A 25927-nucleotide genomic window follows, 5' to 3' on the forward strand; every position below is an offset into this window, starting at 1 on the left:
CGCTTGCCGGCCTGTTTAAGTGCAATCGTGCGGGTCAGGCGAAGGCGGGAAGGGCGCCCATCTTGCCGTGGCAGTACACCAGCGGGCCGGCGTCCTGCTGAGGGACGATGAGGTTTTTCACCGCGCCGACCATGATCGCGTGGTCGCCGCCTTCGTATTCGCGCCACAGCTCACATTCGATGATAGCTGTCGCGTTGGCCAGGATCGGGTTGCCCAGTTCGCTCAGCGTCCACTCGATGCCCTGCGCCTTGTCCTTGCCTTTGCGGGCGAAGGCATAGGCTTCGCTCTGCTGGCCGCCGGACAGGACGTGAATGGCAAAGCGTTTGTTCTTGATCAGGACGGGGTAGGAGTCGGAACTGTAGTTGGGGCAGAACAGCACCAGGGCCGGGTCCATCGACAGCGAACTGAAGGCGCTGGCGGTCAGACCGACGATTTGGCCGTCGTCATCCAGCGTGGTGATGACGGTAACGCCGGACGGGAACGAGCCCATGACTTGTTTGTAGACGGCAGCATCGATCATTGGTCAATCCTCGAGTGCGGTGGAGCGTGTTTTTATGTGTTTATGGGTCTGATGGTATACCGTAATACATCGATTGCAAGCGCTTTTTTGGTGAAACGATAAACGTGGTTCATCCGTCGGAAACTCAGCATTTACGGGGCTTTTCTCTAGCCGCGAACGCTGGCTATCGGGGAGGATGCCGGATCAGATGCCGTCGCAAACAGCGGATCAGTCTTGTGAAAATGTTGGAATACCATAATATGGTCTGCATCTGAGGGGCGGCCACGAAGCACCCCCGGTTTGGCTTCATACAACGATAAGAACAGACCCAATCGAGTTCATTTTTATGTCCCAGATGTCCCGGCAAGATCCGTTGATCGAGAATCACACGGTCGACTACGTCCCACTCGCGGAACGCCACGGGAAGGCCCGCGACCTTTTCACCCTTTGGTTCAGCACCAACATTGCGCCACTGCCCATTGTCACCGGCGCCATGGTGGTTCAGGTGTTTCATCTCGACCTGCTCTGGGGGCTGCTGGCGATTGCGCTGGGGCACATGATTGGCGGCGTGGTGATCGCCCTGGCGTCGGCGCAAGGCCCGCGCATGGGCATTCCGCAGATGGTCCAGAGTCGTGGCCAGTTCGGGCGTTACGGTGCGCTGCTGATCGTGTTCTTCGCGGCGATCATCTACATCGGCTTCTTCATTTCCAACATCGTGCTGGCCGGCAAATCCATCGTCGGCATCGCGCCGTCGGTGCCGACGCCGCTGAGCATTTTGATCGGAGCCCTGAGCGCTACGGCCATCGGCGTGATCGGCTACAACTTCATCCACACGCTCAACCGCATCGGCACCTGGGTGATGGGCAGTGCGCTGCTGGCCGGGTTCATCTACATCTTTGCCCATGAGTTGCCGGCGGACTTCTTTACCCGTGGCAGCTTCAATCTTTCAGGATGGCTGGCGACGGTGTCTCTGGGGATCATCTGGCAGATTAGCTTTTCACCGTACGTCTCCGACTATTCCCGTTACCTGCCGGCGGATATCGGGATCAGCAAGCCATTTATCGCGACTTATCTGGGCGCCACGCTGGGCACGATTCTGTCGTTCACCTTCGGCGCGGTGGCGGTTCTGGCGACCCCGGACGGCACCGAAGCGATGGCGGCGGTCAAACAGTCGACCGGTTGGCTGGGACCGATTCTGATGGTGCTGTTCCTGCTCAACATCATCAGCCACAACGCGCTGAATCTGTATGGCGCGGTGCTGTCGATCATCACCTCGATCCAAACCTTTGCCAGCCAATGGACGCCGAGCATCAAGGTGCGAGTGATCTTGTCGAGCATCGTGCTGACGGGCTGCTGCGTGGTGGCGCTGGGGGCGTCGGCGGATTTCATCTCCGAGTTCATCGGGCTGATTCTGGCGTTGCTGCTGGTGCTGGTGCCGTGGGCGTCGATCAACCTGATCGACTTCTACCTGATCAAGCGTGGCAGCTACGACATCGCCTCGATCTTCCGCGCTGATGGCGGCATTTATGGGCGCTTCAACCTGCACGCTATCATTGCCTATTTCATCGGCATCATCGTGCAGCTGCCGTTCGCCAATACATCGTTGTACGTCGGGCCTTACGCCAACCTGGTGGAAGGCGCGGACCTGTCGTGGCTGGTCGGCCTGATCGTGACATGCCCGCTGTATTACTGCCTGGCGACCCGTGGGCAGACGCAGCAGAGCAGGGCGGCGCGGTTGGGTTTTACCGACTGATCCTTCGCAGGCTGTTCAGACAATGCCCGGCACTTCGCCGGGCATTGTTGTTTCCGCATCCCGACGGTCACGCAAATTGGCCATTTCGATCCCCTTTTGGCCAACGGGCTACTGTGCCGCGTCTACGCTGTCAGGAAGAATCGGAGCCACAACTAGATGCTGCACCTTCCTTGCCCTTGGCTGATTTGCAAGCCGCTGCCGTGTACAGAACATAAAAACCATCGACTCACGCTGCATTCGGGGAAACACAACATGGTCACGATGAAACGCATTCTGGGCGCCACTGTTTTCGGGCTGACGCTGCTGGCGAGCGCCGTACAGGCCGAACAGCGCGAACTGCGGGTGTACAACTGGGCGGATTACATCCTGCCGTCGGTGCCCAAGGATTTCGCCGCCAAAAGCAACATCAAAGTGACCTGGGATACCTTCGACACCAACGAATCCCTCGAAGCCAAGCTGCTGACCGGCAACTCCGGCTATGACCTGGTGGTGCCGTCGAACCAGTTCCTCGATACCCAGATCAAGGCCGGGGTGTTCCAGAAACTCGACAAGTCCAAGCTGCCGAACTGGAGTCACCAGGACCCGGCGCTGCTCAAGTTGCTCGACGTCAACGACCCCGGCAATCAGTACGGCGTGCCGTACATGGTCGGCACGGTGCTGATCGGTTTCAACCCGGCCAAGGTCAAGGCTGCACTCGGCGAGAATGCGCCGGTGGACAGTTGGGACCTGGTGTTCAAACCGGAGAACATGGAAAAGCTGAAATCCTGCGGCGTGGCGATGCTCGATTCGCCGACGGAAATCCTGCCGCTGGCCCTGCATTACCTGGGCCTGGACCCGAACAGCCAGAACCCGGCCGACTATGAGAAAGCCAAGGACCTGATGCTCAAGGTTCGCCCTTACGTCACCTACTTCAACTCGGCCAAGTACATGACCGACATCGCCAACGGCGACATCTGCGTGGCCATCGGTTATTCCGGCAGCTTCTACCAGTTCGGCAACCGCGCCAAAGAAGCGAAAAACGGCGTAGTGGTCGACTGGCGCCTGCCGAAGGAAGGCGCGCCGATCTGGTTCGACACCTTCGCCATTCCGAAGAGCGCGAAGAACGTCGAAGAGGCCCACGAGTTCCTCAACAACCTGCTTGATCCAAAGGTCATCGCTTCCATCAGCGACTTCCTCGGCTACCCGAATGCCAACAAGGATTCGCTGCCGCTGATCAACAAGGAAATCACCGGCAACCCGAACCTGACACCGACCAGCGAAGCGCTGAAGAAGCTGTACGTGGTGCAGCCGTTGCCGCAGAAACTGGAGCGGGTGCGGACGCGGGTGTGGACCAGCATCAAATCCGATAAGTAGCAGTTCACATTACTGTGGGAGCGAGCTTGCTCGCGATAGCGTTGTGTCATTCAACAGATTAGTTGGCTGATTTGACGCCTTCGTCGGAACGCCGCCCGGAGCAAGCTCGCTCCCACAAATTTTACTTCGCCTGACCTTCCTGCGTTTCGCTCTCGGGCGACTTGTCCTTTGTCAGGATCAGACTCAGCACCACCGACGCCAGAATCAGCCCGCCAACAATCGCCAGCGACCACTCCACCGGCATGTGAAACCACGGCATCACCGTCATCTTCCCGCCGATGAACACCAACACCAGCGCCAGTCCGTACTTGAGCAGATGAAAGCGGTCGGCCATGTCCGCCAGCAGAAAGTACAGCGCCCGCAGGCCCATGATCGCGAAGATGTTCGAAGTGAAAATGATGAACGGATCGGTCGTCACCGCGAAGATCGCCGGGATGCTGTCGACCGCGAACATCAGGTCGCTGGCCTCGATCAGCACCAGCACCAGAAACATCGGCGTGGCCCAACGCACACCGTTCTGCAGCACAAAAAAACGCTCGCCGTGAAAGCCGTTGGTGATCCGCAGATGCCCGCGCACCCAGCGCAAGAGCGGGTTGTTATCGAGGTCCGGTTGCTGCTCGGCGAACACCAGCATCTTGATCCCGGTGATGATCAGGAACACACCGAACACATACAGCAGCCAGGTGAATTGCGACACCAGCCACACCCCGGCAAAGATCATCGCCGCGCGCATCACGATTGCCCCGAGCACGCCATACAGCAGCACCCGGCGCTGCAACTCCGGCGGCACGGCGAAATAGCTGAAGATCATCACGAAGACGAACATGTTGTCGATCGACAGCGACTGCTCGATCAGATAGCCGGTGAGAAATTCCAGGGTCTTGACCTTGGCGATTTCGGGACCGAATTCGCCGTTGAGATACCACCAGAGCAATCCGGCGAAGGCCATCGCCAGCATGCACCAGGCGATCACCCAGGATGAGGCTTCACGTACCGAGACCCGATGCGCCTTGCGCCCACCGAAGACGAACAGGTCGACGGCCAGCATGGCGAGGACAAAAACGATGAAGGCGACCCACATCCAGGGTTCGCCGATGTTGATGGGGTGCATGCCGTTCTCCCTGTCTTTATGTTTTTCGGGGTAGACGGGGCCATGCTAGTAGGAGCCTTCCGACAAAGAAAAATCGTTTATTTCGTGGGTATTGTTCGTCAAAAGCGAAGTGTCGGACGACATGGGCAGAGCGCGGGTAATACTTCATTCAACACTTCTTTGCTAACCTCGCTGTCGAGTCAGTCCACCACTTTGGGAGCTACGATCATCGACACGCCAGATCCTCAAGCCGTCTGCAGCCCGATCACCAGCGCTGCCATCTTCATCGTGGCGACCCTCAACGCCGAGGCCGAGGCCGCCGAAAAAGTCCGTGGCTGGTGCGCCGATATCGCCGGCCTGACACGCTCGGTGGGCAAGCGCGTTCCTTCGGGCAACCTGTCCTGCGTCTGTGGTTTTTCTTCCAGCGCGTGGGATCGTCTGTTCGGTAATCCACGCCCGGCGTCCTTGCATGACTTTCGCGAGTTCGGCGTAGAAGGGCGGCGCGCGGTTTCCACGCCTGGCGATCTGTTGCTGCACATTCGCGCCGATCAGATGGACCTGTGTTTCGAATTGGCGACGCAGTTGATGTCGGCGCTGGATGGCGCCGTGACGGTGACCGACGAGGTGCAGGGCTTCCGCTATTTCGATATGCGCAGCATCATCGGTTTTGTCGACGGCACGGAAAATCCGGTCGGCCGCAAAGCCGAGCATTTCACCCTCGTGGGCGATGAAGATCAGACGTTCAGTGGCGGCAGTTATGTGCTGGTGCAGAAGTATCTGCACAACATGAAAGCGTGGAACGAATTGTCGGTCGAAGCGCAGGAGCGGGTGATCGGGCGCACCAAACTGTCCGATATCGAGCTGGACGATTCGGTCAAGCCGAGCAATTCCCACAGCGCGTTGACTACCATCACCAAGGACGGCGAAGAGGTGAAAATCCTGCGCGACAACATGCCGTTCGGTAGACCCGGGGCGGGGGAGTTCGGTACTTACTTCATTGGCTATGCGCGTTCGCCGGAGCCGTTGGAGCAGATGCTGGAGAACATGTTTGTCGGCAAGCCACCCGGCAATTACGACCGGTTGCTGGACTTCAGCACCGCCGTCACAGGGAGTCTGTTCTTCGTGCCTTCGGCGGATTTGCTGGAAGAACTGGCAGAGCGATAAAAAAACGGCGGGATCAATCGATCCCGCCGTTTTTGCATTTACTTGCCTGCCGACAGTGCTGGCGTACGCGGCGGCACCAGACGTTTCGAACCCGTCGCCTCGAACGCTGCTGCCAGGCGCAGCAACGTCGAATCGTCATAAGCGCGACCGGCAAACGTCAGCCCCACCGGCATGCCGATGTCAGCCATCACGCCCATCGGCACGGTTACGGTCGGCACGCCGAGGTGGCGGATCGCGAGGTTGCCGTTGGCGACCCAGATGCCGTTGCTCCAGGCGATGTCCGCCGAGGCCGGGTTGACGTCGGCGTCGGCCGGGCCCACGTCGGCATTGGTCGGGAACAGCACGGCGTCGAGGCCGAGGCGATCCATCCAGTCTTCGAGGTCGAGCTTGCGGGTTTTTTCCAGGCCGCGTAGGCCGTCCGGCAGCGTCGGGATCTGATCCCACGGCGTGATGCCGCGTTCGGCCATGCGCACGTATTCGTCCATGCCGGCGGCGAGGTCGCCTTCACGGTTGGGAAGGGTGCCCGGGTCGTGGGGGAAGATTTTTGGCCCGTCGACGTCTGCCAGACGGTTGAGTTTCGGGTCGCCGTTGGCGCGCAGGAAATCATCGAAGGCCCAGGCCGACAGGTCCCAAAGTTCGTGGTGCATGAACTCTTTGGAGACGATGCCGCGATTGAACACGGTCGGTGCACCCGGACGATCGCCCTCGCAGTTGGAGACCAGCGGGAAATCCACTTCGATCACTTCGGCACCGGCGGCTTCGAGGGCCTGACGGGCCTGTTTCCACAGATCGATCACCGAAGCGCGGGTGTTGATGCGCTGCCCGGTCGGGCCGCCGATGCCCGGCTCGTCGCTGGTGCCGGCCTCAGGGTCGGCGTTGATGTACATGCGCGGCACGCCCAGGCGTTTGCCGGCCAGCGCATCACTTTTCACCGCGAGTTCAAGGTAAGAAGCGGGGCGCACCGAGGCGACGCTCGGGATCGGCACCCAGGGTTGCAGGCGCCACAGGTCGCCACGGGGGTCGGTGTCTTCGGCGACCACCACGTCGAGCACTTCCAGCAGGTCGGCCATGGTGCGAGCGTACGGCACCACCACGTCCATGGTCGGCGTCAGCGGCCAGTTGCCGCGTACCGAAATCACACCGCGCGACGGCGTGTAGGCGCACAGGCCGTTGTTCGACGCCGGGCCGCGACCGCTCGACCAGGTTTCTTCCGCCAGACCAAATGCCGAGAAGCTGGCAGCGGTGGCAGTGCCGGCACCGTTCGACGAGCCGGAAGCAAACGGCGCGGTCAGGTAGTCAGCGTTGTACGGGCTTTCGGCGCGGCCATAGACGCCACGCTGCATCCCGCCATTGGCCATCGGCGGCATGTTGGTCTTGCCCAGGCAGATCGCACCGCCAGCACGCAGGCGTTCGATGGTGAACGCGTCGCGCTGGGCCACCAGATCGGCGAAGGCCGGACTGCCGGACGCGGCGGTCAGGCCTTTGACCAGATAGCTGTCCTTGGCGGTGTAGGGGATGCCGTCCAGCGGACCGAGGGTTTCGCCTTTGGCGCGACGGGCATCGGAGGCTTGCGCTTCTTTCAGCGCTTCAGGGTTGCGCACGATCACTGCGTTCAGGGCAGTGGCGGTGTCCGGGCCGTCAAAGGCGTCGATGCGTGCCAAGTAGGCCTGCACCAGTTCAACCGCCGTGGTCTGGCCGGATTCGAGCGCCGCGCGCAATTGGGCAATGGAAACTTCAGTGACTTCGATCATGCTGTTACCGCCGACAGGTTCGCTAAAGGGTGGTTGATCATTGTTATCGTCGAAAGATGTCAAAGATTCTTGATGGGCGAAACTCTACCCTGAAATTTGCCCAATGGCATGCATAAAGTCGATAAATATCGGTTAATTTCATCGGAGAAACTCTCCCGGCGTCTCGCCGAACTGTTGGCGAAACGCCGCGATAAACGCCGACGTCGAGTCATAACCACAGGCCAAAGCCACGTCGGTGACGCGTTCGCCGCGCTCCAGCGGTGTCAGCGCACCCAGCAGACGCAGGCGCTGACGCCAGGTGCGGAAGGTCAAACCGGTATCGCGCAGGAACAGCCGAGTCAGAGTTTTCTCGGTAACGCCGAACTTTTCGCTCCAGTGCGCCAGGGTCGTCTGCTGTTCCGGATGTTGCTCCAGACTCTGATAGATCTGCCGCAAGCGACTGTCCTGCGGCAGTGGCAGCATCAGGTCGATGGGCGGCGCCTCGGCCAGTTGATCGAGGATCACCTGGGCCAGACGCCCGTGCGGGCCGCTCTGGTCATATTCGACAGGTATCTGACTGAAGGCCCGAATCAGCTCACGCAAAAGATCGCTGACGCCGAGCACATGACAACGCTCCGGCGCCCAACTGGCGACGCTGCAATCGATGTACAGGCTGCGCATTTCCGTGTGCGGCGAACTGAAAACCCGATGCGGCACACCCGCCGGAATCCACACCGCCCGCTCCGGCGGCGCAACGAAACGACCGACGGCGGTCTGCACTTCGAGCACACCCTGTATCGCGTAGGACAACTGCACCCACGGATGGCTGTGGCGGCGGGTCAGCGCGCGATTGGGCAGCGATTCGGTGCGCCCGTACAGCGGACGCGGCAGGCTCGGCAGCCCGGGAATGCTGCGTCTGACGCTCTTGTCGTGTCCTTTTGGCGGCATCTGTGGGTTCTTCGGCGTTAGTCGGTAATTTCCAGTCACGTTAGAGTCGCTTCCACGTACTGGCAACCCCCGGATGAACAAACCATGACGCGCCCACGATTTTTGCCCGACAACTTCACCCTGACCCTGATCGGCGTGGTGCTGCTGGCCAGCTTCCTGCCCGCCAGCGGTCAGGTCGCGACCGGTTTCGGCTGGCTGACCAACATCGCCATCGCGCTGCTGTTTTTCCTGCACGGTGCCAAGCTGTCGCGCGAATCGATCATCGCCGGCGCCGGCCACTGGCGCCTGCATTTGCTGGTGTTCGGCCTGACCTTTGTCCTGTTCCCGCTACTGGGGCTGGCGCTCAAGCCGCTGTTGTCACCGCTGATCGGCGATCAGCTGTACATGGGCATGCTTTACCTGTGTGCGCTGCCGGCGACGGTGCAGTCGGCGATTGCTTTCACCTCGCTGGCACGGGGCAATATTCCGGCGGCGATCTGCAGCGCGGCGGCATCCAGCCTGTTCGGGATTTTCCTTACGCCGCTGCTGGTGACGCTGCTGCTGAACGTCCACGGCGACGGCGGCTCGACCCTCGACGCGATCGTGAAAATCAGCGTGCAATTGCTGCTGCCATTTATTGCCGGTCAGATTGCCCGTCGCTGGATCGGCGCCTGGGTCGGTCGCAACAAGAACTGGTTGAAATTCGTCGATCAGGGCTCGATTTTGCTGGTGGTCTACGGCGCGTTCAGCGAAGCGGTGAACGAGGGCATCTGGCACCAGATTCCGGTGATCGAACTGCTGGGGCTGGTCGTCGCGTGCTGCGTCCTGCTGGCGCTTGTGCTGCTGGCGTCCACAGTGCTGGGCAAACTGTTCGGTTTCAATCTGGAAGACCGCATCACCATTCTGTTCTGCGGCTCGAAAAAGAGTCTGGCCACCGGTGTGCCGATGGCGCAGGTGTTGTTCGCCGGCAGCACGATTGGCGTGCTGATTCTGCCGCTGATGCTGTTCCATCAGATTCAACTGATGGTCTGCGCAGTGCTGGCGCAGCGCTATGCGAAGCGGCAGGAATCGGTGCCTGAACTGATGGCGCAGGTTGATCCTTGATCCTCATCGAGCGGGCCAGCGGGTATGCAGGAACTCCTGCAAAAATTCGGTGAAGGCCTTGACCTTGGAAGTCATGGCGGCGCGCTCCTGCACACAGGCATAGATCTCGAGCGGTGCGGCGCTGGCAAAGGTCGAGCCGCCGCCCGGTTCGAATAAAGAGACCAGTTGACCACTCTCCAGATAGGGCGCGGCAACGAATTCCGCCAGTCGGGTGACCCCGGCACCATGAGCAGCCATTTGCGCCAGGGCGTCGATATCGTCGCTGATGGCGGTCGCATTGATCCCAGCCTCAAAGCGCTGACCCTGCTCAACGAACCACCAGCGCAGTAGTCGTCCGTCCAGCGGATAGCGGAACGCCAGGCAGGCGTGTTGCTGAAGATCCGCCGGAGTCGACGGGCGACCGGCTTTTTGCAGGTAGTCAGGGCTGGCGCAAATCACGAACGGCACTGTCGCAACCTTGCGCGCGATGATGCCGTCTTCCAGTTGCGGCTCGATGCGCAGACTCAAGTCGATACCTTCGTGGAGGTGATTGATTTTGCGGTCGGTCGTCGAGAGCTCAAGCGTCAACTGCGGGTAGCGTTCGGCGAAACCGGCAATTACCGGGGCCAAAACATGGCGTCCGAACCCGGCGGTGGAGGCAATACTCAAGTGTCCCTGGAGTTGCGTCTGCGCGTGGCTGATGGCGCTCTGCGCGGACTCCAGATCGAGCGCGATACGTTTTACTTTCTCGAAATACACCGAACCACTCTCCGTCAGCGCCATGCTGCGGGTGGTGCGTTGCAGCAGGCGTGTGTCGAGGTGATTCTCAAGGCGACCAAGGGTCTGACTGACGGCGGCGGCACTCACCCCGAGGGTTTTGGCGGCGCCGACAATCGATCCCGCCTCAACGACTTTGATAAAACAATCGATTGCACCCAAGAGGTTCATGCGTTGATCCTGGCAAAGACGAATTCATAAGATTTTGTTTATAAAATGCTCACGGCGATCAGTCTAGTTGCGGGGTGGCAGACTTGTTAGGGTGCTCGGCGCCTATCCACTTCGGTCAACAAGGACTGACATGAATCAGAGACTCTCTCCAAGAACCACAGTATTCAGCCCGCGCAAGCTGTCTGCCCGTGCCATGCCGTACGTATTCGCGTTGTACATGGCGATCATCATGGCGTTTCTTATGTCGCTGGTAATCACCGCCTCCAATTTCGGGATTGATGCTGATTACCTTAGCAATACGCTGCACGCCTACAAACTGGCGATGCCCGTGGCGTTTCTGTGCATTCTCGTGGTCCGGCCGATTGTGGTGAAACTGGTCGCACTGACCGTCCACCCGCAAGGCTGAACTGGAGGCAGGCTACAAGGCCCCGGAGTATTTCACCGCCGCCGCTGCCCGCGACGGCACGTTGAGCACCCGCAACAACGACGACACATGAATCCGCACTGTGAACGGCGAAATATCCAGTTCACGGGCGATTTCCTTGTTGGTCTTGCCTTGGGCGATCAGCCGCAGCACCTCTTGCTGACGCGGGGTGAGGGCAGTGCCGGTGTCCAGCGGCAGCAGGCCGGACGGGGCGAATTTCACCAGTACCTCACCTTCACGAATCGCCCGGATCGCCTGACCCATCTCATCGGGTGCGATGTTCTTGCCGATAAAACCATCGATGCCGGCCGCCATGACGTCGCCGATCAACGCTTCGTCATCGACCATCGACACCACAATCAGCGTGGTTCTCGGCAAACGCCGGCGCAGTTCCGCGAGCTGACTGACACAGGTCAGGCCGGGAAAGCGCAGATCGAGGATCAAGGTGTCGGGCTCATCGCCGGCCGGCAGCAGGGCGAGCACGCTGTCGAGGTCGCCGGCTTCTTCGATCAGGGCGTCGGGCAGCAAGCGCTGGACTGTGCGCAGCAGCGCTTCGCGAAACAACGGGTGATCGTCGGCTATGATGATTCGGCACGTCATGGCGCAACCCTCCCTGGGTCTGTATTGCTCATGGCATGCACCTTAGCATCGGGCGAAGGCATTGCCTGTTGATTCGTGCGTTTATGACGACTGCTGCACAAGGACGTTCCCCCATGAAGTTCGAAAAGAACACCGAGCTCGACCAGGCCAATCTGCGCATCATCATCGCCAGCATCGCGCTGGTTTACATGGCCGTGCTCGGTTTCCTGCCGGGCCAGCGCTTCGATACCTATCTGCCGGTGGTCACCTACATTTCCCTGTTTCTGCTGGCATCCGTCGTGCTGCGCCAGGCCATCGTGCGCTGGCCGGGGCATTATCCGGCGCGGCGGATTTTCGGCATGCTCCACGATTACACCGGCACCAGTTTCGGGTTGGTGGTCGGTGGTGAGGCGGCGTTGCCCATTTATGCCGTCATGGTCTGGGTCAACCTCGGCAACGGCATGCGCTACGGCTCGCGCTATCTGGCGATCGCCACGGTGTTGGCATTGCTGGCGCTGCTGGCGGTCTATCGGTTGACGCCGTACTGGCAGGCGCAACCGTTCATGGTGTTGATGCTGATGATCACCAGCACGGTGATTCCGGTGTATGCGCACCTGCTGCTGGAGCGTACGCGCAAGGCATCTGAAGAAGCGGTTGCCGCCAACCTTGAGAAGTCGCGTTTCCTGGCTCAGGCCAGTCATGACCTGCGTCAGCCGATCCATTCCATCGGACTGTTTACCGCGTGCCTGCGCGAGTCGCGGCTGGGCGAGGAGGAGCGGCGGCTGGTGGACAGCATCGACCGTTCGCTGCTCAACGTGTCGCAGCTGTTTCGCTCGATTCTCGATCTCTACACCCTCGACAACGGGCGGATTCTGCCCCGGTTGCAGACGCTTGAACTGGGCGAATGGCTGGCGGATCTGATCCGCCAGAACGCCGAAGCCGCACGCTGGGCGGGTGTCGAAATGCGCTTGCGGCCTTGCGAACACTGGGTGCGCACCGATCCGGCGTTGCTGGCGACCATGGTGCAGAACGTGCTCTCCAACTGCTTCAAATACGGTGCGCACCGGCCGGTGCTGATCGGTGTGCGCAAGCGCGGCGCGGGGTTGGCCATCGCGATCTATGATCGCGGCAGCGGGATCGCCGAAGAGCATTTGCCCAAGGTGTTCGAGGAGTTTTATCGGGTACGCCAGCTGCGCGACAAGGACGTCGAAGGCGTGGGCCTGGGGCTGTCGATTGTCCGGCGTCTGGGGCAATTGATCGGTGTCGACGTCGCGATCCGCTCACGGCTGGGGCATGGCACGGCGGTGACCTTGCATGGACTGCCACTCGCGCCGCCGCAGGTGCCGGTCAATCGGGAGGAGGCTCGGCAAATCGGTTTGCTGACGGGGTTGAAGGTGTGTCTGGTGGAAGATGATCGCAACGTTCTGCTGGCGACCTCGGCGTTGCTCGAGCGCTGGGGCTGCGTTGTGCAGGCGGAACTGAGCGGGCAGGGCCTGGTCACGGACTGCGACATCATCGTTGCCGACTATGACCTCGGCTCCCACAGCACCGGCATCGAGTGCATCGATGAAGTTCGCCGTCAGCGCGGTTATGCGGTGCCGGCCATGATCATCACCGGGCATGACATCGAAAAAATCCAGGCGGCCCTGCATGATCGCCAGATCGCCATTCTGTCCAAGCCGGTACGCCCGGCCGAGCTGCGCGCGACCTTGCGCGCGCTGCGCGACCGGCAGACCGAAGCGGTCAGCGCTTACACAGATAGTCTTGCGTGATGGTGGTTTGCAGGCAGTTGTACTGACCCATGGTGCGGCAGATGTTTTTCTCCGAGCCCGAGACTTCGGCGCTCTTGTAGCCCCAGACCTTGCAGCGGCCTTCAGCCGTGGCCAACCCTTGAGCGGCGGAGGTTTGTCCGCTCTCGAACTGGCCCAGTTCATAGGAGACCTGGACAACGCCGTCGGTCTTGCTGCCGCCGGTGGCTTCCCATTGCTTGGGGGTGGCGCAGCCGGTCAGAACGACGGCCGCGAGGCTGAGGGTGGCGATGAGTGTTTTCATGATCGAGCGGTATCCTTTACCGGGTGAGACGAGGCGTTGGTACGGTTTTTCTGCGCCGGATTACTGGTACGGAATCGGTGACGCACCTTTGGGCAGGCAAGACAGGGGAGGCGTCATGATGCCCATGCTAGCGACGGCCATGATTACGCCGCTGGGCTGCTCGCAGTTGTATTCGCCGGCGGCGGTGTAGGCCGTGTAATAGGTGAGGGTGCTGTCGTTGCGTACGTTGGCGATTTTACTGACCGGCTGGCCAATGACCGTCTGGGCACGTTCTTTCATGCTGTCTTCGGTGGGTTTTACGGTCTGGCAACCGGCGGCGCCGAGGAGCAGGGCACTGAGGACTGTGATTCTGGCAAGGCTGAAGTGCGGTTTCATGGTGTTTCTTCCTTGGTGTTGTTGTTTTTCCAGGCACAACGATCCCGCGCACTGCACAGCGGCAATGTTGCGGAGCGTCAGGGGTTGCGAGGGAATATAACGCCAGGGACCGGGGTGGTCGATTAGCACAAATGTGCTAGTGCGGCGCAACCAGCGGTGGGCTGGTTGCGCCGATAGCGGTTATTGAGGACTGTTGAACTGGTCGGAATAGCTGCCGCTCATGAGGGCGGAAGCGACCTGGTCGGAGCCGACGCCTGCGCGGGAATAGGCGAGCCGGTTGGCACCGACCTTGTCTGCGCCATCGGCGGCGAGGGCGCGTGCGCCGACGTGGTCGGAGCCGTCAGAAGCGACTGCTCCAGCGCCAACGTGGTCGGAGCCGTCAGAAGCGACTGCTCCGGCGCCGACATGATCTGAACCGTCAGAGGCGACCGCTCCAGCGCCAACATGATCGGCACCGTCGGAGGCAACAGCCCCAGCACCGACGTGATCCGCGCCGTCAGAGGCAACAGCTCCAGCACCGACGTGATCCGCGCCATCAGAGGCAACAGCCCCAGCGCCAACATGATCGGCACCGTCGGAGGCAACAGCCCCAGCACCGACGTGATCCGCGCCGTCAGAAGCTACTGCTCCGGCGCCGACGTGATCCGCGCCGTCAGAAGCTACTGCTCCGGCGCCGACGTGATCTGCACCGTCAGAAGCAACGGCGCCTGCGCCAACGTGGTCCGCGCCGTCAGAAGCAACCGCCCCCGCACCCACATGATCCGCCCCATCCGACGCCAATGCCTGCGCCTTCGCAGCCCAGACATTGGGCATTGCCACCGTTGCCGCAACTGCCAGGACGAGGCCCGGCCAAAGCGTGTGCTTCATGATTTTCTCCACGCCCCATCAGCCAAACAGCAACCGAGCGTTACCCGTCATTCGTTCATTGACGGAAGGCTCGTCGGCCCGGGGTCAACCAGATTGGTGAATGGCACGGGGGCACCGGAGGGGTGCACGGGTGTCGACGGTTTACAGGAAATCTGGACAGCGAACTGAAAAGTATAGTTCGCCCTTGGCGAGAGGCAGGCTGAAGGGCCGTGAAGGCGATAGTCGGTTAGCTTCCTTGCAGGCCGGCGCTAGAAAACAATCAGTCTAAAAACCGCGTAGCGCAATGTCGCGCGTTTGCTAGGCTCAAGAATGTAGGCGAAGACGCAGACTGATGCGCAAGCGGATAGCAAGGGGACGTGGGGCGCGTTCCGAAGGGTACACGGTTAGAAAGATCTCCGCGCTGAGATCCAGCCCTTATGCCGTGTGAAGCAGCCGAGACCGTACCCCTTTCAATTTGGTCCGGTACTGTGAGAAGCCTGATAAACCTTGTAAGCCAGAGACCAGCACTGGCCGCCTACTCAAACGTCAAAGCCCGCCTCGTGCGGGCTTTGACGTTTTCGGGCGTTAGATACTGGCCAGCGCTTGCGCCAGATCCGCGCGCAGGTCTTCGATGTCCTCGACGCCCACCGACAGACGCACCAGACTGTCACCGATGCCGAGCTTGGCACGGGTTTCCGCCGGAATGGTCGCATGAGTCATGATCGCCGGGTGCTCGATCAGGCTTTCCACACCGCCAAGGCTTTCGGCCAGAGCGAAGATCTGCACGTTCTCCAGGAAGCGGCGAGCGCCTGCCAGATCACTGTTCAGATCCAGGGAAATCATCCCGCCGAAACCACGCATCTGACGCTTGGCCAGTTCGTGCTGCGGATGGGATTCCAGACCCGGGTAGTAGACGCGTTTGACCTGCGGTTGCTGTTCCAGCCAGCGCGCCAGCTCCAGCGCGTTGCTGCAATGACGCTCCATACGCAGCGCCAGGGTCTTCACGCCGCGCAGGGTGAGGAACGCGTCGAACGGGCCGGAGATTGCGCCGACGGCGTTCTGCAGAAAGCCCAGACGCTCGGCCAGCGCAGGATTGTCACCGACCACCGCGATCCCGCCGATCACGTCGGAGTGACCGTTCAGGTATTTGGTGGTCGAGTGCAGCACTATGTCGAAACCCAGTTCCAGCGGGCGCTGGATCCACGGGCTGGCGAAGGTGTTGTCGGCCACGCAGAGGATCCCGCGCGCCTTGCAGATGCGCGCGATGGCGGCGAGGTCCGATAGGCCCAGCAGCGGGTTGGTCGGGCTCTCCACAATCACCATGCGCGTGTCGTCCTGCAACGACGCTTCGAACGCCGACAGATCCGCCAGATCGACGAAGCTGAAACGATGCCCGGCACTGCGCTGACGCACCTTGTCGAACAGACGGAACGTGCCGCCGTACAGGTCATTGCCGGACACGATGTGCGAGCCGGCGTCGAGCAGTTCGAGCACGGTGGAAATCGTCGCCAGCCCGGACGCAAAGGCGAACGCCTGGGTGCCGCCCTCCAGATCCGCCACGCAGCGCTCCAGCGCAAAGCGCGTCGGGTTGTGCGAGCGGCCATAGTCGAAACCCTTGTGCACGCCAGGGCTGTCTTGCAGGTACGTGGAGTTGGCGTAGATCGGCGGCATCAGCGCGCCGGTGGTCGGGTCCGGCGTTTGCCCGGCGTGGATCACGCGGGTGGCGAAGCCCTGTTGACGGGCGTTCTTGTCGTGCTGGCTCATGCCAGGGATCTCCGTAATTGATTGAGCATGTCGACGCGGGTGATCAGGCCGTGGAAGCCCGAAGCGTCGGCGATGATGGCCACCAGGCCGCTGCTGAGCACAGCTTCCAGTTCAGCCAGCGTGGCGCCGGGGGCGAGGGTTTGCAACTTGTCCGTCATCGCTTTGGCGACGGGTTTGCTGAAGAGCGAGGCGTCTTCGTGTACGCGCACCAGAATGTCCGACTCGTCGATCACGCCGACCAGTTGCTTGCCATCCACCAGCACCGGCAGTTGTGAAACGTCTGCCAGGCGCATGCGCTGGAACGCGGTCATCAGCGTATCGTCCGGGCCGACGCTGACGACTTTGCCGTCTTCGAAACGTCGGGCAATCAGGTCGCGCAGGTCGCCGTAGCGTTTGCGCTGCAGCAGGCCCTGATCGGTCATCCACTGGTCGTTATAGACCTTCGACAGGTAGCGAGTACCGGTGTCGCAGACGAAGCTGACCACGCGTTTCGGCTCGGTCTGTTCGCGGCAGTAACGCAGCGCGGCGGCCAGCAGGGTGCCGGTGGACGAGCCACCCAGAATGCCTTCGGCTTTCAGCAACTGGCGTGCGTGATCGAAGCTTTCTTCGTCGCTGATCGAGTAGGCGCTGCGCACGCTCGACAGGTCGGTGATCGACGGGATGAAGTCCTCGCCGATGCCTTCCACCGCCCAGGATCCGGCGGTGCCCAAGTGCTTGCTGCGGCTGTATTCAGCCATCACCGAACCGACCGGGTCGGCCAGGACCATTTCAAGATCCGGTTGCACGCGTTTGAAGAAACGGGTCAGGCCGGTCAGCGTGCCGGCCGAGCCGACACCGACCACGATCGCATCGAGGTCATGCTCGGTCTGGGCCCAGATTTCCGGCCCGGTGCTGCACTCGTGGGCCAGCGGGTTGGCGGGGTTGTTGAACTGGTCGGCGAAGAACGCACCGGGAATGTCCTTGGCCAGACGCGCGGCGACATCCTGGTAGTACTCGGGATGACCCTTGCCGACATCGGAGCGGGTGATGTGCACTTCGGCGCCCATGGCCTTGAGGTGCAGGACTTTTTCGGTGGACATTTTGTCCGGCACCACCAGCACGACGCGGTAGCCCTTGGCGCGGCCGACCAGGGCCAGGCCCAGACCGGTGTTGCCGGCGGTGGCCTCGACAATCGTACCGCCCGGTTGCAGTCGACCATCGCGCTCAGCGGCGTCGATCATGGCCAGACCGATGCGGTCCTTGATCGAACCGCCGGGGTTCTGTGATTCGAGTTTGAGAAACAGGGTGCAGGGACCGGTATCGAAGCGGGTGACTTGTACCAGCGGCGTATTGCCGATCAGCCCAAGTACGGCAGGGCGTGAATCCTTTGACATCTCTTCACCTCTTTGTGGTGTTGATCGCGTTCCATTCGCGGGGAAAAAGCTCGCGTGCAACATAGGCTCAGACCTGAGCTGTCGCAACCTTTAAACGGCCGGAAATACAGCCATTTCGATCTAACGATAGAACGAAATCGGACAGGGGAAGGAAGTGATTTGCAGGGGTTTATACGCAGGCGTCATCGAGTATTGAAAGGGCGTCTTCAGCGTCACGAAGCGCTTGATCCGGCAGTGAAAATCCTGCAGCGAAAATCGCTCAGTGGTTGCTCATCAAACCGTGCAGCACGCCCAGTCGCAAGCCGGGTTCGGAGGGCACCATTTGCGAGATGCCGAACACTTTGAACGCTGCCAGCATGACCACCAGGCCGCCGGGGAGGATGCTCTGGCGATGGGGTTGCAGGCCGGCCAGTTTCAGCTGTTGAACATTGCTGACTTCCAGCAGGCGCAACGACAACCGCAACAGGCCGCCGTAGGTGATGCCGCTCTCGCCATGATCGTTCAGGCGATTGGCCTTGAGCACTTTGGCGAGCATCCGCGCGGTGCCCGAAGAACCGATGGTCTGCTGCCAGCCCTGGGAGCGATACCGACGAGCGACTTTTTCGAATTGCAGGATGGCCACGCGTTCGGCTTCTTGCAGCGCACCGGCGGAAATTTCGCCATTGCGAAAGTAACGCGTGCTCAATGTGCCGCTGCCGAGGGCGATGCTTTCGGTCAGCAGCGGTTGCGCGCCCTGGCCGAGAATCAGTTCAGTGGAGCCGCCGCCAATGTCGACCACCAGGCGCATGTCATCGGCGACCGGCAGGGTATGGGCCACACCGGCATAGACCAGACGCGCTTCTTCATGCCCGGAAATCACATCGATGCGAAACCCCAGATGCCGTTCCGCGCTGGCCAGAAACAGCTGCGCATTGTCCGCCTCGCGCACCGCGCTGGTCGCCACTGCGCGCACGCGACCGGGCTCGAAACCGCGCAGCTTCTTGCCGAACCGCGCCAGCGCCTGCCAGCCGCGATCCAGCGCCATTTCATCCAGTGCCCGGCCGTCGAAGCCTTCGGCCAGCCGCACCGGCTCGCGCAAGGTTTTGACCTCCTGAATCATGAAGCCCTTTCTGCTGCGCACCGACTGGCCAATCATCATGCGAAAGGCATTGGAACCGAGATCGATGGCGGCAAACAGCGAGATGTCTTCTTTCATGGGGATCCTTGCAAATCTTCCGTCGGGAGGCGCGGGACGGTTTGCGAGGATTTTGCCGTGGGTTCGATGACAACCTGATGACGCGGGTGGGGCGGTTCAGTGAATTCATCGCTGTCATGACACTGTCATTATCGGCTGCCAATACTTGGCCCCAATACATCGCGTGCTTTTCATGATTCGGCTGCCTTCCGGGCAGCTTTTTTTTGCCTGCGATTTAACGGGCGCGCAAGATTTGCAATCCCGGACGATGCACGATTAATATACGATCCATATACACTTCGTATCGGATATTGCCATGGGCATCGTAAAAATTTCAGAGGACATGCACGAGAATCTGCGCATCTCCAGCAACGCACTCAGCCGCTCGATCAACGCGCAGGCCGAACACTGGATGCGCATCGGCATGCTCGCCGAGCTGTATCCCGACCTTGATCACCACGCCATTTGCCGGTTGCTGATTCGTGCCGAACAGTCGGGCGGTCTGGATCTGCAGCAAGTCTGCGCACTGGCGGATGCCGCGCAGAATGCCTCGGTCAAAGAGGCGGCCAAGGCATGAGAAATCCGATCAAGATCAACACCCAGGCCGAAATCGCCCAGTCCCGCGAGGCCGGCAGACTGGCCGCCGAGGTGCTTGCGATGCTGGTGCCGCACGTCAAGGCTGGCGTGACGACCGATCAACTCGACCAGTTGTGCAACGACTACATCGTCAATGTGCAGAAAGCCATTCCGGCCAACGTCGGTTATCACGGCTTCCCGAAAACCGTCTGCGCGTCGGTCAACGAAGTGGTCTGCCACGGCATTCCTTCGAAGCGCGTGCTGAAGGACGGCGACATCGTCAACCTCGACATCGCGGTGATCAAGGACGGCTGGTTCGGCGACACCAGCCGCATGTACGTGGTCGGCGAACCGACGCCCGAGGCGCGGCACCTGATCAAGACCACTTACGACGCCATGTGCGCAGGCATCCGCGTCGTGCGTCCGGGCGCCACGTTGGGTGACATCGGGCATGCGATCCAGACGTTGGCGGAGAAGGAAGGTTTCAGCGTGGTGCGCGAGTACTGCGGGCACGGGATCGGCAAGGTTTATCACGATGAGCCGCAGGTGCTGCATTACGGTTATCCGGAGCAGGGCTTGAAGTTGAAGGCGGGGATGATCTTCACCATCGAGCCGATGCTCAATGCCGGCAAGCGTCATGTGAAGAGTCTGGCGGATGGCTGGACGGTTGTGACCAAGGATCAATCGTTGTCGGCGCAGTGGGAGCACATGGTGGCGGTGACGGAGGATGGGTTTGAGGTGTTGACGGCTTGGCCGGACAAGATCGAAGGCTATCCGCCAGTCAACTGATTGGCGCAGAACTTGTGGGAGCGGGCTTGCCCGCGAAGGGGCCAGCAAATTCAGTATTGATGTTGAATGTGCCGGCCTATTCGTCGGATCGCCGCCCGGGGCAAGCCCGCTCCCACAGGGTTCCGTTGTTTTCTGAAGAACTTAGTGTGATCCGGCAGCTTTGTTCAGATCACTTTCGGCCCACTCGGTATAGACGCAAGCATCCGCCGTCGCCCACCGCACCCGAACCGGATCCCCTGCCTTCAACGGCATCCCCGCCGCCGACAACGCTTTCACCGTCATCGAAGTCCCACCCGAAGTCACCACACTGCACGTCTGGCTTTCACCCAGAAACAACACCTCAACCACCTTCGCCGAAACCTCGTTCCAGCCCGCTGCCAACGGCTCACTCGCCGCCTGCTGCACACTCAACGCCAACGCCTTTTCTGGACGCACCATCAGCAAAACATCCTGCCCGGTCTGCAATCCAGCGGTCAGGCGAATCGACAGCGACTGCCCCTCAAAACTCGCCGCCGCATTACCCTGTGCCTTGAGCTTGAGAAAGTTCGAGTTACCCAGAAACGACGCCACAAACGCATTCGGCGGATTCTGATAAAGGTCATACCCGCTGCCGAGCCCGACAATCTTGCCGTGACTGAAAATTGCGATGCGCTGGGACAGGCGCATGGCTTCTTCCTGGTCGTGGGTCACGTAGACGATGGTGATGCCGAGGCGACGGTGCAGCTGGCGCAATTCATCCTGCAAGTCTTCGCGAAGCTTCTTGTCCAGCGCACCGAGCGGTTCGTCCATCAGCAGAATGCGTGGCTCGTAAACCAGCGCCCGTGCAATGGCGACCCGTTGCTGCTGGCCGCCAGACAGTTGCGAAGGGCGGCGATGGGCGAATTGCTCCAGCTGCACCAGTTTCAGCATCGCATCGACGCGTTTTTCACGTTCAGCCGCAGCGAGTTTGCGGATCGCCAGCGGGAACGCGATGTTGTCGCGCACCGACAAATGCGGGAACAGCGAATAACGCTGGAACACCATCCCGATGTCACGCTTGTGCGGCGGCACGTTGATCAGCGACTGGCCGTTGACCAGGATCTCGCCGCTGCTCGGGGTTTCGAAGCCGGCGAGCATCGACAGCGTGGTGCTTTTGCCCGAGCCGCTGGAGCCGAGGAAGGTCAGGAATTCGCCGTCCTTGATGTCCAGCGAGATGTTGTCCACGGCCGCGAAATCGCCGTAGTGCTTGTTCAGGTTGCGCAGGCTGACCAGGGGTTTGTCGTTCTGCTGGGATGCGTCTTTGATCACGGCACTCATGTCGTACTCCTGGGCGCTCAGGCGCTGATTTCGTTGCGCCGGCGCAGGGCGGCGGCGATCACCATGACCAATACCGACAGGCCGATCAGCAGCGTCGATGCGACGGCGATCACGGGCGTCAGGTCCTGGCGCAGGGTGGTCCACATTTTCACGGGAAGGGTTTGCAGGGTCGGGCTGGCCATCATCACGCTGAGCACCACTTCGTCCCACGAAACCAGGAAGGCGAAGAGGGCGCCGGCCACCATCCCCGGACGAATCGCCGGAAAGGTCACCTTGAACACCGCTTGCAGGCGTGACGCACCGCAGATCACCGCTGCGTCTTCAATCGACTGATCGAACAGCTTCAGCGAGTTGATGATCGAGATGATGGTGAACGGCAGCGCGACGATCACATGGCTGACGACGAAGGCGAACATCGTGCCGGTGTAGCCGAGCTTGAGGAACAGCGCGTACACCGCCACGGCGATGATCACCAGCGGCACGATCATCGGCAGGGTGAACAGACCGTAGAGCATTTCCCGGCCGGGGAAGCGTCCGCGCACCAGCGCAAAGGCCGTCGGCAAACCGAGGGCGACGGCGCAGATCGTGGTCAGCACCGCGACCTTGAGGCTGGCAAGTGCTGCGCTCATCCAGTCGGCGTTGGAGAAGAACTGCACGTACCATTTCAGCGTCCAGCCCGGTGGCGGGAACACCAGCCACTGGGAAGAACCGAACGACAGCAGGACGATGAACACGATCGGCAACAGCAGGAACAGGCCGATCAGCCCGGTGGTGAAATACAGGCCGAAGCGCATCCGGCGACTCATGGCATTGGGCGTCAGGAGCATGTCGGCTTACCTCGCGTTACTGGCGCCAACCGGGGATTCCGGTTGCAGCTTCAGGTAGACGTAGAACAGCACCAGCGTGATGACGATCAGCAACGCGGCGCCGGCGCTGGCCAGGCCCCAGTTGAGGAACGACTGCACCTGCTGAATGATGAATTCCGGCAGCATCATGTTCTGCGCCCCGCCCAGCAGCGCCGGGGTGACGTAGTAACCGAGCGACATTACGAACACCATCAACCCGCCGGACGCCAGACCCGGCCGGCACAGCGGCAGGAACACCCGGAAGAAGTTGGTCCACGGGCTGGCACCACAGATCGAACCGGCCTGCAGGATCATCGGGTCGATGGCCTGCATGGTCGCCTGCAACGGCAGCACGATGAACGGGATCATGATGTAGCTCATGCCGATCACCACGCCGGTCAGGTTGTGCACCATTTCCAACGGCTGATCGATGATGCCCATCGCCATCAAGGCTTTGTTGATGACGCCCGAAGCCTGCAACAGCACCAGCCAGGAATAGGTGCGGGCGAGGAGGCTGGTCCACATCGACAGCAGCACGATGTTCAGAATCCAGCGGCCCCAGCCCCGTGGCACCAGGGTGATTGCCCAGGCCAGCGGGAAGCCCAGCAGCAGGCTGAACACCGTCACCAGTCCCGCCACCGAAAAGGTGTTGAACAGCACCCGGGCGTACGCCGAGTTAGCGAACAATTGTTCATAGTTGCCAAGGCCCGGCACTGGTTCCAGCACGCCGCGCAGCAACAAGCCAATCAGCGGGGCGAGAAAGAACAGACCGAGGAACAGCAGCGCCGGCGCGAGATTGCCGGCGCCGCGCCAGCGTTGCTTGAGGGACGGGGCTTGCGCCATGGCACTCGCCTTTTTGCCTTCAGCCAGGCCGGCAGCGCTCGGGGCGCTCCCGGTGGCAGTGGAGGGACGGGACGCGGTGGCCGCCATTTTCATTTGACCAGCCATTCGTTCCACCGTGTCGCGATGGCCGGACCGTTCTTGGCCCAGTACGCGAAATCAAGAGTGATCTGATCCTTAGCGTAGGCAGTCGGCAGGTTCGGGGCCAGCGTCGAGTCCAGACGCGCCACGCTGTCGACGTTGACCGGGGCGTAGGCGGTCAGGTTGGAGAAGTCGGCCTGGCCTTTGGCACTGCTGGCGCTGGCCAGGAACTTCATCGCCGCGTCCTTGTTTTTCGCGCCCTTTGGCACCACCAGAATGTCGGCCATGACCAGGTTCTGTTTCCAGCTCACACCGACCGGTGCGCCGTCTTCCTGCAGGGCGTGGATCCGGCCGTTCCAGAACTGGCCCATGCTCGCTTCACCGGAGGCCAGCAGTTGCTGCGACTGCGCGCCGCCGCCCCACCAGACGATGTCTTTCTTGATGGTGTCGAGTTTCTTGAAAGCGCGATCAAGATCCAGCGGGTAGAGCTTGTCGGCCGGCACGCCATCGGCGAGCAGGGCCAGTTCAAGCACGCCGGGGCTTGGCCATTTATAGAGGGCGCGTTTGCCGGGGAAGGTCTTGGTGTCGAACAGCGCGCTCCAGTCCTGCGGCTTGTTGGCGCCGAGTTTGCCCTCGTTGTAGCCGAGGACGAAGGAGAAGAAGAACGAACCGACGCCGTGGTCGCTGACGAAACGCGGGTCGATCTTGTCGCGCTGGATCTGTTTGAAATCGAGGGGTTCGAGCAGGCCTTCGGCGGCGGCGCGCAGGGCGAAGTCGGCTTCGACGTCGACCACGTCCCATTGCACGTTGCCGCTTTCGACCATGGCCTTGAGTTTGCCGTAGTCGGTCGGGCCGTCCTGCACGACGGTGATGCCGCTGGCCTTGCTGAACGGATCGGCCCAGGCCTGTTTCTGCGCATCCTGGGTGCTACCGCCCCAGCTGACAAAGTTCACACTCTCGGCGGCCATCGCGGCCTGACCGGTCACGCTCAGCAGTCCCGCGAAAAAGATCGCGGTTGCAGCTTTGTTCAACACCATTTTTACGCCCTCATTGTTGTGTTTTTGAGCGGGCTTGCGTTGTTGCCCGCCTGTCGGGAGCAGTAGCTGGACGGTTTTTCAGGTCGTCCGGTCTATGGAATATCATATTATGGTATTCCAAACTTTGTGCAAGCACTTTGCCGTACCGGCTATCTGGCAAACGGGGTTATTCGGTGAAGGAAATGCTCTCGACCACCTCAAGATCGTAGCCAGTCAAACCGGCATATTTCAGCGGCGGGCCCAAGTGGCGCAGCTTGCCGACGCCCAGGTTCTGCAGAATCTGCGCCCCGGTGCCGACCTCCGAATAAATCCGCGATTGCGAACGACTGAACTGCCGAGGCGGCTGAGTCAGTTGCGGAATGCGCTCCAGCAGCGCCTGGGAAGACTCATGATTGGCCAGCACTACGACCACACCATGCCCTTCGGCCGCGACCCGTTGCAACGCCGCCCACAACGTCCAGTTCGTCGGCCCGCTGTACTCGGCGCCGACCAGATCCCGCAGCGGATCGATCACGTGCACGCGCACCAGCGTCGGCTCTTCGCGGCGCAGTTCGCCCATGACCATCGCCATGTGCACGCCGCCCTCGATGCGATCTTCGAAGGTGATCAAGCGGAACGTGCCGTGCACCGTCGGCAGTTCCCGCTCGCCGATGCGTTCGATGGTGTGTTCGGTACTCAGGCGATAGTGGATCAGGTCGGCAATGGTGCCGATCTTGATCCCGTGCTTGCGGGCGAAGACTTCCAGATCCGGACGACGGGCCATGGTGCCGTCGTCGTTCATCACTTCGACGATCACCGAGGCGGGCGTGAAACCAGCCAGCCGCGCCAGATCGCAACCAGCCTCGGTGTGACCGGCACGGGTCAACACGCCACCTTCCTTGGCGCGCAGCGGAAAGATATGGCCCGGCTGCACCAGGTCTTCTGCGCGTGCGTTCGGCGCCACCGCAGCGGCCACCGTACACGCGCGGTCGGCCGCGGAAATCCCGGTAGTCACGCCGACCGCCGCTTCGATGGAGACCGTGAACGCGGTGCTGAATACGCTGCCATTGCTCGGCACCATTTGCTCCAGCCCCAGGCGCTGGCAATGATCGTCGGTCAACGTCAGACAAATCAGCCCTCGAGCCTCACGGGCCATGAAACTGATCGCCTCGGGCGTGCAACGGTCGGCGGCCAGTAGCAGGTCGCCTTCGTTTTCCCGATCCTCGTCATCGACCAGCAACACCATTTTGCCGAGGCGATAATCTTCGATGATTTCTTCGATGCTGTTGAAGGCCATGCTGGACTCTCGATGTGGGTGAAATTCGTGGTATACCATAATACAAAATCAAC

General features: G+C 61.1%; 25 protein-coding genes. 9 read left to right on the forward strand and 16 right to left on the reverse strand.

The window, feature by feature from the left end:
* Nucleotides 1-34 precede the first annotated feature (34 nt).
* On the reverse strand, nucleotides 35-520 hold the full coding sequence (locus tag CAF90_RS01640) for a flavin reductase family protein (protein WP_007950450.1): 486 nt from the start codon (nucleotides 518-520) through the stop codon (nucleotides 35-37).
* Between the two features lie 325 nt (nucleotides 521-845).
* Here CAF90_RS01640 and CAF90_RS01645 point away from each other — a divergent pair, with 325 nt between their 5' ends.
* Both CAF90_RS01645 and CAF90_RS01650 read left to right on the forward strand, forming a co-directional pair.
* Nucleotides 846-2252 carry a cytosine permease gene (locus CAF90_RS01645; RefSeq protein ID WP_085603026.1) on the forward strand — a complete coding sequence of 469 codons (1407 nt, stop codon included), beginning with the start codon at nucleotides 846-848 and terminating at the stop codon, nucleotides 2250-2252.
* A gap of 252 nt (nucleotides 2253-2504) precedes the next feature.
* Nucleotides 2505-3605 carry a polyamine ABC transporter substrate-binding protein gene (locus CAF90_RS01650; protein ID WP_007950448.1) on the forward strand — a complete coding sequence of 367 codons (1101 nt, stop codon included), beginning with the start codon at nucleotides 2505-2507 and terminating at the stop codon, nucleotides 3603-3605.
* A 121-nt stretch (nucleotides 3606-3726) separates the two neighbouring features.
* On the opposite strand, the gene CAF90_RS01655 is transcribed toward CAF90_RS01650, so the two are convergent.
* The gene (locus tag CAF90_RS01655) at nucleotides 3727-4716 is read right to left on the reverse strand and encodes a TerC family protein (protein ID WP_085603028.1); all 990 of its coding nucleotides are present in this window, start codon (nucleotides 4714-4716) and stop codon (nucleotides 3727-3729) included.
* Between the two features lie 192 nt (nucleotides 4717-4908).
* Between CAF90_RS01655 and CAF90_RS01660 the strand changes: the two genes are divergently transcribed.
* Nucleotides 4909-5859, forward strand: coding sequence for a Dyp-type peroxidase (locus CAF90_RS01660; RefSeq protein ID WP_085603030.1), 951 nt, complete (start codon nucleotides 4909-4911; stop codon nucleotides 5857-5859).
* Between the two features lie 38 nt (nucleotides 5860-5897).
* On the opposite strand, the gene CAF90_RS01665 is transcribed toward CAF90_RS01660, so the two are convergent.
* Nucleotides 5898-7610 (reverse strand): amidase, encoded by a 1713-nt coding sequence (locus CAF90_RS01665; protein WP_085603031.1) that lies wholly within the window; start codon nucleotides 7608-7610, stop codon nucleotides 5898-5900.
* A 138-nt stretch (nucleotides 7611-7748) separates the two neighbouring features.
* Nucleotides 7749-8537, reverse strand: a complete 789-nt coding sequence (locus tag CAF90_RS01670) for a helix-turn-helix domain-containing protein (RefSeq protein WP_085603033.1) — start codon at nucleotides 8535-8537, stop codon at nucleotides 7749-7751.
* An 84-nt stretch (nucleotides 8538-8621) separates the two neighbouring features.
* On the opposite strand from CAF90_RS01670, the gene CAF90_RS01675 reads away from it, so the two are divergent.
* Nucleotides 8622-9620: a bile acid:sodium symporter family protein gene (locus CAF90_RS01675; protein WP_085603035.1), complete on the forward strand. Its 999-nt coding sequence runs from the start codon at nucleotides 8622-8624 to the stop codon at nucleotides 9618-9620.
* A gap of 3 nt (nucleotides 9621-9623) precedes the next feature.
* Here CAF90_RS01675 and CAF90_RS01680 read toward each other — a convergent pair whose 3' ends face one another.
* Nucleotides 9624-10547 (reverse strand): LysR family transcriptional regulator, encoded by a 924-nt coding sequence (locus CAF90_RS01680; protein WP_085603037.1) that lies wholly within the window; start codon nucleotides 10545-10547, stop codon nucleotides 9624-9626.
* A 130-nt stretch (nucleotides 10548-10677) separates the two neighbouring features.
* Between CAF90_RS01680 and CAF90_RS01685 the strand changes: the two genes are divergently transcribed.
* Nucleotides 10678-10953, forward strand: a complete 276-nt coding sequence (locus CAF90_RS01685) for a DUF2798 domain-containing protein (RefSeq protein WP_085603039.1) — start codon at nucleotides 10678-10680, stop codon at nucleotides 10951-10953.
* A gap of 12 nt (nucleotides 10954-10965) precedes the next feature.
* On the opposite strand, the gene CAF90_RS01690 is transcribed toward CAF90_RS01685, so the two are convergent.
* Nucleotides 10966-11571 (reverse strand): response regulator transcription factor, encoded by a 606-nt coding sequence (locus CAF90_RS01690; protein WP_085603041.1) that lies wholly within the window; start codon nucleotides 11569-11571, stop codon nucleotides 10966-10968.
* Nucleotides 11572-11684: 113 nt separating this feature from the next.
* Between CAF90_RS01690 and CAF90_RS01695 the strand changes: the two genes are divergently transcribed.
* Nucleotides 11685-13322: a hybrid sensor histidine kinase/response regulator gene (locus tag CAF90_RS01695; protein ID WP_085603043.1), complete on the forward strand. Its 1638-nt coding sequence runs from the start codon at nucleotides 11685-11687 to the stop codon at nucleotides 13320-13322.
* Here CAF90_RS01695 and yecR read toward each other — a convergent pair.
* Entirely contained in the window at nucleotides 13294-13602 is a 309-nt protein-coding gene (yecR, locus tag CAF90_RS01700) for a YecR family lipoprotein (RefSeq protein WP_007950440.1), read from the reverse strand. The genes CAF90_RS01695 and yecR overlap by 29 nt on opposite strands.
* Before the next feature lie 60 nt (nucleotides 13603-13662).
* On the reverse strand, nucleotides 13663-13977 hold the full coding sequence (locus CAF90_RS01705; protein ID WP_007950439.1) for a hypothetical protein: 315 nt from the start codon (nucleotides 13975-13977) through the stop codon (nucleotides 13663-13665).
* 444 nt (nucleotides 13978-14421) lie between these two features.
* Between CAF90_RS01705 and CAF90_RS29495 the strand changes: the two genes are divergently transcribed.
* The gene (locus CAF90_RS29495; protein WP_170929398.1) at nucleotides 14422-15012 is read left to right on the forward strand and encodes a hypothetical protein; all 591 of its coding nucleotides are present in this window, start codon (nucleotides 14422-14424) and stop codon (nucleotides 15010-15012) included.
* A gap of 396 nt (nucleotides 15013-15408) precedes the next feature.
* Here CAF90_RS29495 and CAF90_RS01715 read toward each other — a convergent pair whose 3' ends face one another.
* The 3 genes from CAF90_RS01715 to CAF90_RS01725 all read right to left on the reverse strand — a co-directional run bounded on the left by CAF90_RS01715 (nucleotide 15409) and on the right by CAF90_RS01725 (nucleotide 19155).
* A complete protein-coding gene (locus CAF90_RS01715) occupies nucleotides 15409-16587 on the reverse strand; it encodes a cystathionine gamma-synthase (protein ID WP_007957389.1) in 1179 nt (392 codons plus the stop codon).
* Nucleotides 16584-17960: a pyridoxal-phosphate dependent enzyme gene (locus CAF90_RS01720; RefSeq protein ID WP_085603045.1), complete on the reverse strand. Its 1377-nt coding sequence runs from the start codon at nucleotides 17958-17960 to the stop codon at nucleotides 16584-16586. The genes CAF90_RS01715 and CAF90_RS01720 overlap by 4 nt, the downstream gene beginning before the upstream one ends.
* Nucleotides 17961-18219: 259 nt before the next feature.
* Nucleotides 18220-19155 (reverse strand): Ppx/GppA family phosphatase, encoded by a 936-nt coding sequence (locus CAF90_RS01725; protein ID WP_085603046.1) that lies wholly within the window; start codon nucleotides 19153-19155, stop codon nucleotides 18220-18222.
* A gap of 295 nt (nucleotides 19156-19450) precedes the next feature.
* On the opposite strand from CAF90_RS01725, the gene CAF90_RS01730 reads away from it, so the two are divergent.
* Both CAF90_RS01730 and map read left to right on the forward strand, forming a co-directional pair.
* Complete coding sequence (locus tag CAF90_RS01730) at nucleotides 19451-19711, forward strand: ParD-like family protein (RefSeq protein WP_011334623.1); 261 nt, start codon at nucleotides 19451-19453, stop codon at nucleotides 19709-19711.
* The gene (gene map / locus CAF90_RS01735; RefSeq protein ID WP_085603048.1) at nucleotides 19708-20499 is read left to right on the forward strand and encodes a type I methionyl aminopeptidase; all 792 of its coding nucleotides are present in this window, start codon (nucleotides 19708-19710) and stop codon (nucleotides 20497-20499) included. Before CAF90_RS01730 ends, map begins: the two co-directional genes overlap by 4 nt.
* Nucleotides 20500-20640: 141 nt before the next feature.
* On the opposite strand, the gene CAF90_RS01740 is transcribed toward map, so the two are convergent.
* The 5 genes from CAF90_RS01740 to ribBA form a co-directional block, all read right to left on the reverse strand.
* Complete coding sequence (locus tag CAF90_RS01740; protein ID WP_085603050.1) at nucleotides 20641-21795, reverse strand: ABC transporter ATP-binding protein; 1155 nt, start codon at nucleotides 21793-21795, stop codon at nucleotides 20641-20643.
* Nucleotides 21796-21812: 17 nt separating this feature from the next.
* Complete coding sequence (locus CAF90_RS01745; RefSeq protein ID WP_007957396.1) at nucleotides 21813-22622, reverse strand: ABC transporter permease; 810 nt, start codon at nucleotides 22620-22622, stop codon at nucleotides 21813-21815.
* Between the two features lie 6 nt (nucleotides 22623-22628).
* Entirely contained in the window at nucleotides 22629-23576 is a 948-nt protein-coding gene (locus CAF90_RS01750; protein WP_085603052.1) for an ABC transporter permease, read from the reverse strand.
* Nucleotides 23573-24598, reverse strand: coding sequence for an ABC transporter substrate-binding protein (locus CAF90_RS01755; RefSeq protein ID WP_085603055.1), 1026 nt, complete (start codon nucleotides 24596-24598; stop codon nucleotides 23573-23575). Before CAF90_RS01755 ends, CAF90_RS01750 begins: the two co-directional genes overlap by 4 nt.
* Before the next feature lie 166 nt (nucleotides 24599-24764).
* Complete coding sequence (gene ribBA, locus CAF90_RS01760) at nucleotides 24765-25874, reverse strand: bifunctional 3,4-dihydroxy-2-butanone-4-phosphate synthase/GTP cyclohydrolase II (RefSeq protein ID WP_085603057.1); 1110 nt, start codon at nucleotides 25872-25874, stop codon at nucleotides 24765-24767.
* Between the last annotated feature and the right edge of the window lie 53 nt (nucleotides 25875-25927).

It is taken from the genome of Pseudomonas sp. B37(2017), assembly GCF_002112885.1.
Lineage (GTDB): Bacteria > Pseudomonadota > Gammaproteobacteria > Pseudomonadales > Pseudomonadaceae > Aquipseudomonas > Aquipseudomonas paraglycinae.